General features: G+C 34.1%; 13 protein-coding genes and 2 pseudogenes. 13 read left to right on the top strand and 2 right to left on the bottom strand.

What is annotated here, in order from left to right:
• Positions 1 to 36: 36 nt before the first annotated feature.
• The gene (sda, locus tag JCM13188_RS18395) at positions 37 to 177 is read right to left on the bottom strand and encodes a sporulation histidine kinase inhibitor Sda (RefSeq protein ID WP_279401516.1); all 141 of its coding nucleotides are present in this window, start codon (positions 175 to 177) and stop codon (positions 37 to 39) included.
• A 351-nt stretch (positions 178 to 528) separates the two neighbouring features.
• Here sda and JCM13188_RS06945 point away from each other — a divergent pair.
• The 11 genes and pseudogenes from JCM13188_RS06945 (at position 529) to JCM13188_RS06910 (ending at position 5,515) form a co-directional block, all read left to right on the top strand.
• Positions 529 to 1,046, top strand: a pseudogene (locus JCM13188_RS06945) (YqeG family HAD IIIA-type phosphatase).
• Positions 1,046 to 2,151, top strand: a pseudogene (gene yqeH / locus JCM13188_RS06940) (ribosome biogenesis GTPase YqeH). Before JCM13188_RS06945 ends, yqeH begins: the two co-directional pseudogenes overlap by 1 nt.
• A gap of 14 nt (positions 2,152 to 2,165) precedes the next feature.
• Positions 2,166 to 2,792 (top strand): shikimate dehydrogenase, encoded by a 627-nt coding sequence (gene aroE / locus JCM13188_RS06935; protein WP_054753060.1) that lies wholly within the window; start codon positions 2,166 to 2,168, stop codon positions 2,790 to 2,792.
• Between the two features lie 87 nt (positions 2,793 to 2,879).
• Complete coding sequence (locus tag JCM13188_RS20635) at positions 2,880 to 2,969, top strand: hypothetical protein (protein ID WP_369404872.1); 90 nt, start codon at positions 2,880 to 2,882, stop codon at positions 2,967 to 2,969.
• 20 nt (positions 2,970 to 2,989) lie between these two features.
• The gene (gene yhbY, locus JCM13188_RS06930) at positions 2,990 to 3,280 is read left to right on the top strand and encodes a ribosome assembly RNA-binding protein YhbY (protein ID WP_054753058.1); all 291 of its coding nucleotides are present in this window, start codon (positions 2,990 to 2,992) and stop codon (positions 3,278 to 3,280) included.
• A 12-nt stretch (positions 3,281 to 3,292) separates the two neighbouring features.
• On the top strand, positions 3,293 to 3,646 hold the full coding sequence (gene nadD, locus JCM13188_RS18390) for a nicotinate (nicotinamide) nucleotide adenylyltransferase (protein ID WP_279401515.1): 354 nt from the start codon (positions 3,293 to 3,295) through the stop codon (positions 3,644 to 3,646).
• Positions 3,618 to 3,854, top strand: a complete 237-nt coding sequence (locus JCM13188_RS18385; protein WP_279401514.1) for a nucleotidyl transferase family protein — start codon at positions 3,618 to 3,620, stop codon at positions 3,852 to 3,854. The genes nadD and JCM13188_RS18385 overlap by 29 nt, the downstream gene beginning before the upstream one ends.
• 30 nt (positions 3,855 to 3,884) lie before the next feature.
• The gene (locus JCM13188_RS18380) at positions 3,885 to 4,052 is read left to right on the top strand and encodes an HD domain-containing protein (RefSeq protein WP_369404877.1); all 168 of its coding nucleotides are present in this window, start codon (positions 3,885 to 3,887) and stop codon (positions 4,050 to 4,052) included.
• Positions 4,037 to 4,384, top strand: coding sequence for a bis(5'-nucleosyl)-tetraphosphatase (symmetrical) YqeK (yqeK, locus tag JCM13188_RS18375; protein ID WP_279401525.1), 348 nt, complete (start codon positions 4,037 to 4,039; stop codon positions 4,382 to 4,384). The genes JCM13188_RS18380 and yqeK overlap by 16 nt, the downstream gene beginning before the upstream one ends.
• A gap of 45 nt (positions 4,385 to 4,429) precedes the next feature.
• The gene (rsfS, locus tag JCM13188_RS06915; protein ID WP_054753056.1) at positions 4,430 to 4,774 is read left to right on the top strand and encodes a ribosome silencing factor; all 345 of its coding nucleotides are present in this window, start codon (positions 4,430 to 4,432) and stop codon (positions 4,772 to 4,774) included.
• Between the two features lie 15 nt (positions 4,775 to 4,789).
• The gene (locus JCM13188_RS06910) at positions 4,790 to 5,515 is read left to right on the top strand and encodes a class I SAM-dependent DNA methyltransferase (RefSeq protein WP_279401513.1); all 726 of its coding nucleotides are present in this window, start codon (positions 4,790 to 4,792) and stop codon (positions 5,513 to 5,515) included.
• Between the two features lie 98 nt (positions 5,516 to 5,613).
• Here JCM13188_RS06910 and comER read toward each other — a convergent pair whose 3' ends face one another.
• Positions 5,614 to 6,447, bottom strand: a complete 834-nt coding sequence (gene comER, locus JCM13188_RS06905) for a late competence protein ComER (protein ID WP_054753051.1) — start codon at positions 6,445 to 6,447, stop codon at positions 5,614 to 5,616.
• A gap of 78 nt (positions 6,448 to 6,525) precedes the next feature.
• Here comER and JCM13188_RS06900 point away from each other — a divergent pair, with 78 nt between their 5' ends.
• Both JCM13188_RS06900 and JCM13188_RS06895 read left to right on the top strand, forming a co-directional pair.
• Complete coding sequence (locus JCM13188_RS06900) at positions 6,526 to 7,119, top strand: helix-hairpin-helix domain-containing protein (protein WP_054753050.1); 594 nt, start codon at positions 6,526 to 6,528, stop codon at positions 7,117 to 7,119.
• A 47-nt stretch (positions 7,120 to 7,166) separates the two neighbouring features.
• A complete protein-coding gene (locus JCM13188_RS06895) occupies positions 7,167 to 7,736 on the top strand; it encodes a ComE operon protein 2 (RefSeq protein WP_054753049.1) in 570 nt (189 codons plus the stop codon).
• The last annotated feature ends 9 nt before the right edge of the window (positions 7,737 to 7,745 follow it).

Raw genomic sequence — 7,745 nt, 5'->3', positions numbered from 1 at the left:
TTTGCGCTATCTTTATCTATAGTATATTGGGAGTTATTATGACGATTCTTTCAAATGTTGATACAATCCTCTTCTAATAAGTTCCTCCTCGATCAATTTTATAAAATCATGATTTAATTCCAATTTTTGTGCTTTCTTATAGGATTCAACTAACAATTGATCAGATAATTGTTCCATATTCGCCCTCGCCGTATTGGCTCGCACCTCCTTGAAAGTCGTCCACCTTGTAACAGTTATTATCCTATCATTAATCAAAAATTAGAACAACTTGAATAACTTGTTGATAACCTGTGTATAAAGTGTTCACAATTACTGAATATAACGGTAAGAATATTGTTTGAAAGCTGTGTATTATGTTGATAATTTTATCCACAGGTTGAAAAATGATATAATTTGTCGAACGATTTTTAGAATATTTCGATAAAAATAAATAATTAGGTATTGAGTTATTAGCAAAATTTTCTTTGAAACATGCTTCTGAATTGTATATGATGAAGGTTAGTTACAGAATTATTGAGGTGAACGACTTTGTTAAAATTATTTTTACCAGATGATCATGTTGAAACCGTTTTGGAGGTTACTCCAGAATTTCTACAAAATAAAGGAATTAAAGGTGTCATAACTGATTTAGATAATACACTCGTTGCTTGGGATCAACCTGAAGCAACCCCAGAAGTAATAGAGTGGTTTAGTGAACTGCGAAGAGCAGGTATACAGGTAACCATTATTTCAAATAACACTGAAGATCGAGTATCTTTCTTTTCTAAACCATTAGAAATCCCTTTTATATCTAAAGCAAGAAAGCCAATGCAGACGGCATTTCACAAAGCCATAAAGGAAATGGGACTATCCAAAGATAAAGTGGTCGTCGTTGGTGATCAGTTACTGACGGATGTATTTGGAGGTAATCGGGCTAACTTACATACTATATTAGTAGTACCTGTTGTCCAAACAGATGGTTTTTGACGAAATTTAATCGAAAAATAGAACGACGGTTGTTAGAGTATTTTAAAAGAAAAGGGAAATTAAACTGGGAGGATAAATAATGGAAGAGTTATATTGTCAAGGCTGCGGTGCTCCTATCCAGACTGAAGATGAATCAAAAGTAGGGTATGCTCCTAAATCAGCTTTAACGCGAGATGAAATTGTTTGTAAACGATGTTTTAGACTTAAGCACTATAATGAAGTACAAGATGTCGATATGACAGCAGATGACTTTTTAGATATGTTACATGAGATTGGGCAGAGAGATGCATTTGTTTTAAAGGTTGTTGATTTATTTGATGTACATGGAAGCTTTATACAAGGATTGAACCGTTTTGCAGGAAATAATCCAGTTGTTTTAGTTGGAAATAAGGTAGACTTGTTACCTAAATCAATCAATTTTAACAAGGTTAAAAACTGGATGAGAAGAGTCGCTAAAAACTTTGGGCTAAAAGTTCAAGAGGTCTATTTGGTGAGTGCAACTACTGGAACAAATATGAAAGAATTAGCCTTTGAATTGGAACGAATTAGAGAAGGTAAAGACATATTTGTTGTTGGAAGTACCAATGTTGGTAAGTCAACTCTTATCAATTATTTTATTCAAAACTCAACAGAAGAAAAAGACGTCATCACAACTTCTTATTTTCCTGGTACAACGTTAGGTTTTATTGATATACCTCTTGACGACAGATCTAGCATGATCGATACACCTGGAATTATTAATCACTATCAGATGTCACATTTTCTATCTAAAAAAGATTTAAAAACCGTAACTCCGAAGAAAGAGGTCAAACCTAAAGTATTTCAGTTAAATGAAGGTCAAGCGTTGTTTATCGGTGGTTTAGCTCGTTTCGATATTGAACAAGCTGACCACAATATTGGCTATGTATGTTATTTTTCAAATGATTTAAACATTCACCGAACGAAATTAGAAAAGGCAGATGAATTATATGAAAATCATCTAGGTGAGTTGTTATCCCCTCCATCTGAAGAAACGTTAAAAATGGCCTAAGATGACAAAAGAAACATTTAAAATTAATGGTCAACAAAAAAACTGATTTGGTATTTTCGGGACTTGGCTGGATTACAATTCCAGAAGGACCTGTAACCGTAACTGCATATGTACCTAAAGGTGTAAGAGTTATTAAACGTGAAGCGATAATCTAGGGAGGCTTTACATTTTGTATCGACTAGGACTAATTGGTCATCCAGTGAATCATTCTAATTCGCCGGACATTCATCATTTCTTTTTAAAACAAACAAATAATAATGGAACCTACCGTTTATTTGATTTGCAAGCAGAAGAACTTGAAGAGTTTCTAAAGAACATGAGACATTCAGATTTAAATGGAATAAATGTTACGGTACCTTATAAAGAAAGAGTGATTCCCTTTTTAGATGACCTTGATGAACATGCCCAAAAATTAAACGCAGTCAATACAATTAAACGAAAGGGAAATCGTTTAATCGGGTATAATACAGATGGAGAAGGTTATATAGAATCCCTAAACCAGACCTACCCTAATTTTTATAACCAGATTAATAATCAATCAATATTGATTCTGGGTGCTGGAGGGGCTGCTAAAGGGATTTTTTATAGCCTTAAGTCTCATGCTCCTAAACAGTTAGATGTTGCCAATCGTACAATTTCTAAAGCGAGTAAGATGACTAACCATTATGAGCATAGTCAGGAAATGGATTTGGAGTATGCAGAAAAACAACTTGATCAATATGATTTAATTATCCAAACAACCAATGTAGGCATGGAACCTAATGAGAATGAATTAATTATTAGCCCAAAACTATAAAAGAAAAACGCAATTGTAAGTGATATTGTTTATAAACCTAAAAGGACTTTATTTCTTACAGAAGCGGAAAGGTACGGTGCTCATTTAATGTTTGGTGAATCCATGCTTTGGTATCAAGCTGCAAAATCATTTAATATATGGACTGGAGAATCTGTAGAACATACGATTCGAATATAAATTAGAAAGGCGTGCATAATTTGCTTACTGGTAAACAAAAACGGTTTTTAAGAAAAGAAGCTCATCATCTTAATCCAATTTTTCAAGTTGGTAAGGATGGAGTTAATGATAATATGATAGAACAAATCAATGATACTCTAGAAAAAAGAGAATTGTTAAAAGTGAGTATTTTACAGAATTGTTTTGAGGATAAGCATTCAGTGGCTGAACAATTAGTAAAAGGAACTGGGGCAGAACTAGTCCAAATTATAGGAAACATAATCGTTTTATATAAGGAATCAGAAGAAAACAAAACTTTAGAACTTCCATAAAGGGTGCTAATGATGAAAAAAGTGGGTTTATTTGGTGGTACATTTGATCCGCCGCATAAAGGGCATCTTAAGTTATCGCAAACAGTCCTAAATACGTTAAATTTAGATGAAATTTGGTTTATACCTACCTTTAATCCGCCCCATAAGAAAGGTGCAGTCGCGACACCTGAGCAGCGTCTAACAATGCTAAATAAACTTTTAGAAGATGATCAAAGGTTAAAGGTATCTACGATTGAATACGAATTAAAGGGTAAATCTTATACGTATGAGACTGTCAAACGCCTTTGTAAAGAATATCCAAATACAATGTTTTATTTCATCATCGGCGGGGATATGGTTGAGTATTTACCTAAGTGGTACAAATAGAAGAATTAAACGTTTAATTCAATTTGTTGGTGTTAACCGTAAAGGGCATCACGCTGTCAATCAAAGAGGCGTTCTGATGGTTAACATGGATGAGGTTCCTGTTTCTTCTTCAGAAATACGGAAGGATATTAAAGAAGGTAGACTTCCTCAAGGGTTAACTGAAAGTGTGTTACATTATATAAGGGAGAATGAGCTTTATGAAGATTGATCAAGCTTTAGCCGAGTCAAAAAAAAAGTCCTGACAACTAAACGTTATGAACATGTTGAACGTGTAACAGAAACAGCGATTAATCTAGCCAAACGATATAATGGTGATGAATATAAAGTAGGGTTAGCAGCAGCTTTACACGATTATGCAAAAGATATGGACCCCCATATCTTGAAGTCTGGATTGAAGCGGAAGTAGACTTACCAAAAGATTTATTACATTATCATCCTGAACTTTGGCACGGGCCGGTAGGGTCTAAAATGGCAAATAAGCTGTTTTTAATTCAAGATCAAGATATACTTGGTGCTATTCGTTATCATACGACAGGACATCAGTTAATGAGTTTAGTTGAAAAGATTGTCTTTTTAGCTGATTATATTGAACCAGGTAGGAACTTCCCTGTCGTCCACCTCGCAAGGGAATTGTCTGAAAAAGATTTAGATCAAGCATGTCATTATGCTTTAGAGAATTCAATACAATTTTTAATAAGTAAAAACATCATGTTTATCCTGATACATTTTTGCTTATAACGCTTTAACAAACAAGCTGTCAAAATAAATATTGGAGGTTTAAAGATGGATAGTGAGCAATTATTAGAAATAGCAGCAAAAGCATGTGATGATAAACGTGCAGAAAATATTGTTGCATTAGATATGAAAGATGTTTCACTTATTGCCGATTATTTTTTAATTTGTCATGGAACTAATGAACGTCAGGTAGATGCCATTAGTAAAGGGATTAAGGATGCCGTAGAAGAACAAGGCTTTCATGTAAAGAAAATTGAAGGACGAGATCAGTCACGCTGGGTTCTAGTTGATTTGGAACATGTTGTCGTCCATATTTTCCATAAAGATGAACGTGAATATTACAATTTAGAGAAACTTTGGGGCGATGCTGATCGAGTTCAGTTAACTCTTTAATTTAGGGGCAAAATAATGTATGACAAATTAGCAGAAGTATATGATTTACTATTGGAAGACGCTCCGTATGAGGAGTGGATAGCATTTACAAAAATGTTTTTACCTAACTCCTCATCTCGTATGTTAGATATGGGCTGTGGTACAGGTACAATCTCTTCTCGATTATCACAGCTTGGTAATAAAGTTGAGGCATTTGATCTGTCGCCTGATATGATTGAAGTTGCGCAAAGTAAGCACCCATCCATTTCATTTATACAAGAGGACCTTAGAACGTTCAATTACGATCACAAATTTGATGCAATCATTAGTTATTGTGATGTTCTCAATTATATAACGAACGAAAATGAATTATTTCATATATTTGAACGAGTTTATAAGCATCTAAATGATGATGGAGTTTTTAGTTTCGATGTGCACTCTATAAGCTATATAAACTGGTTAATTGACCAAGAAATTTTCTCAGAAGTACGTGAGGACGTCAGTTATATATGGATGACTCAGGAAGGTGAATCATTTGATGAAGTGAATCATGATTTGACCTTTTTTGTGAAAGATTCTTCAGGTTTGTTTAAACGGTACGATGAATTTCATACACAGAGGGCTTTTTCAACTAATATTTATAAAGATTTACTGAACCAAACTGGGTTTCAGAATGTGAGGATATACGAAGATTTTAATCCTAACCCTGTTGAAAGGATCAGTGAAGACGCAAATCGCATCTTCTTCGTTTGTAATAAATAAAATAAACTAAAAAAATTCAAGTAGAATCTAATGCTGTAAAAGCAAAAGTAAACTACTTGAATTTTTTTAGTTTTTGAATAAAATATTTAATATCAAAGCTATTTTGGATTTGTATTGTTAACTAGATGGTCGATGTGTTCTTTCTCGGTATAAAACTTATCATGCGTAGCATTGAAGACATGATCAAATACGTTAATGAACGAATCTTCTAAAGCTACCATACCTTCCCCTGTAATACCGCCTTTCACCATTACTTTTTCTTTTAATGATGAAAAATCATATATTTGATCTTTGAACAGTTGACCATAACCAATGATCATTTGTTCCACTAAAGTAGTAGCTTGATCTTTGGATATTCCTGTTTTATCTACAGCTGATTTAATCATTTCTTCAAGAATATAACTTATAAATGCTGGACCACAAGAAACAATATCTGAAGCTATTCTTACGTGTTCCTCTTCAATTTCAACAGGTTTAGAAAAGTGTTTACACGTTTGCCAAATAATTTGTTTTTGATCATCGTTCATCTGTTCTGAAAAGGTTAATAAAGTAACCCCACTAAGTGCCCGATTAGTAATACTAGGAATCATTCTGGTTACGGAACATGGCAAGATGCTTTCAAGGTTCTGAACAGAAACCGAGCTTGTGATAGAAATGACACATTGATTTTCACTTAATTCGTCTTTTAACTTATATGCGATATCAACTATTTCTTTAGGTTTTGCGCAAAGAAAAATCATATCGCATTCAGATGCAATTGATTCTAATGTTTGAACGACATGAACATTAGGATAATCTCGTTTTAAACCATAGGCTTTCATAAATGTTCTATTATATAAAAAGAGTTGATGTTGGTCGACAGCTTGACTAGAGGTTAGACCATGTAAAATGACTTGCCCCATATTACCTGTGCCAACTATTCCCCACTTCATTGAATTACCCCCTTAGTAGACGATAGACGAATCAAAAATACTAACTCACCACTATGTATATGAAGGAAGGTTTAAATCATGCCTATAAATAAATTATGGTTATGGATACCCGTTGGATTAATACTAATAGTTTTTCTGTTTTGGCCAGAACAGGACGAGGAACTAGTCGTTCATAATTCCATGGATCAAACTGAAATTGTAGAAACCAATATAGAAAGTAAAGAAAGTGATGACCTAGAACGTAATCAAGTTGTGGTTGATGTTAAAGGTGAAGTCAACAAACCTGGAGTTTATGAATTGAACCAAGGACAAAGGGTAGTGGACGTAATTGAAATGGCGGGCGGAATGACAGCAAATGCTGATGAAACAAGTGTCAATTTAGCCATGTTATTATCTGACGAAATGGTTATTCATGTTTTAGCAAAACAACAAAATATCGGTGATGGAGATCAATCTGTTACGACGACTAATCAAAATAACAAAATTAGAATTAATGTCGCAGGAGTTGATGAACTTACACAAATACCGGGTATTGGCGAGGCGAAAGCAGCGGCGATTGTTCAGTACCGAGAGGAGAATGGATACTTTAAGACTGCTGAGGACTTACTAAATATTAGCGGGATTGGTGAGAAAACGTTAGAGAGAATGAAAGAATTTATTATGGTACCATAGGACAAATCATTTATAATGAAATGTATAAATGGATAGGGGGAATCGAAATGGAACGTATATCTTGGGATCAATATTTTATGTCACAAAGCCATTTATTAGCTTTAAGAAGCACGTGCGAGCGATTATCTGTAGGCGCCACAATCGTACGGGATAAACGAGTGATTGCTGGTGGCTATAACGGAAGTGTATCAGGAAGTGTACATTGTATTGATGAGGGATGTAAAGTGATCGACGGTCATTGCGTAAGGACGATTCATGCTGAAATTAATGCGATTTTACAATGTGCAAAATTTGGCGTTCCTACTGAAGGGGCTGAAATTTATGTCACTCATTTTCCTTGCTTAAATTGTACCAAAACGATTATTCAAAGTGGGATTAAGAAGATTTTCTATGCAACAGATTATAAAAATCATCCTTATGCACTTGAGTTGCTTCAAGAAGCTGGTGTAGAAGTTGAACAAGTAGAGTTAGACTATCTTCATATTGACACAAATACAAAAGATAAATTATATTTTATTTCTCAGTTACTGCGAAAGCTTGAGGAGAACGGTTCAGAAGAAGATGATTTAAAACAATTAAGACACGAGGCAAATCGTTTATTTTCTAATGTAGAATGATGAAAGGTC

It is taken from the genome of Piscibacillus salipiscarius JCM 13188 (genome assembly GCF_001311865.1).
GTDB lineage: Bacteria > Bacillota > Bacilli > Bacillales > Alkalibacillaceae > Piscibacillus > Piscibacillus salipiscarius.
Note: the sequence above shows the minus strand (reverse complement) of the source record. Positions and strands in the feature narration are given on the sequence as shown.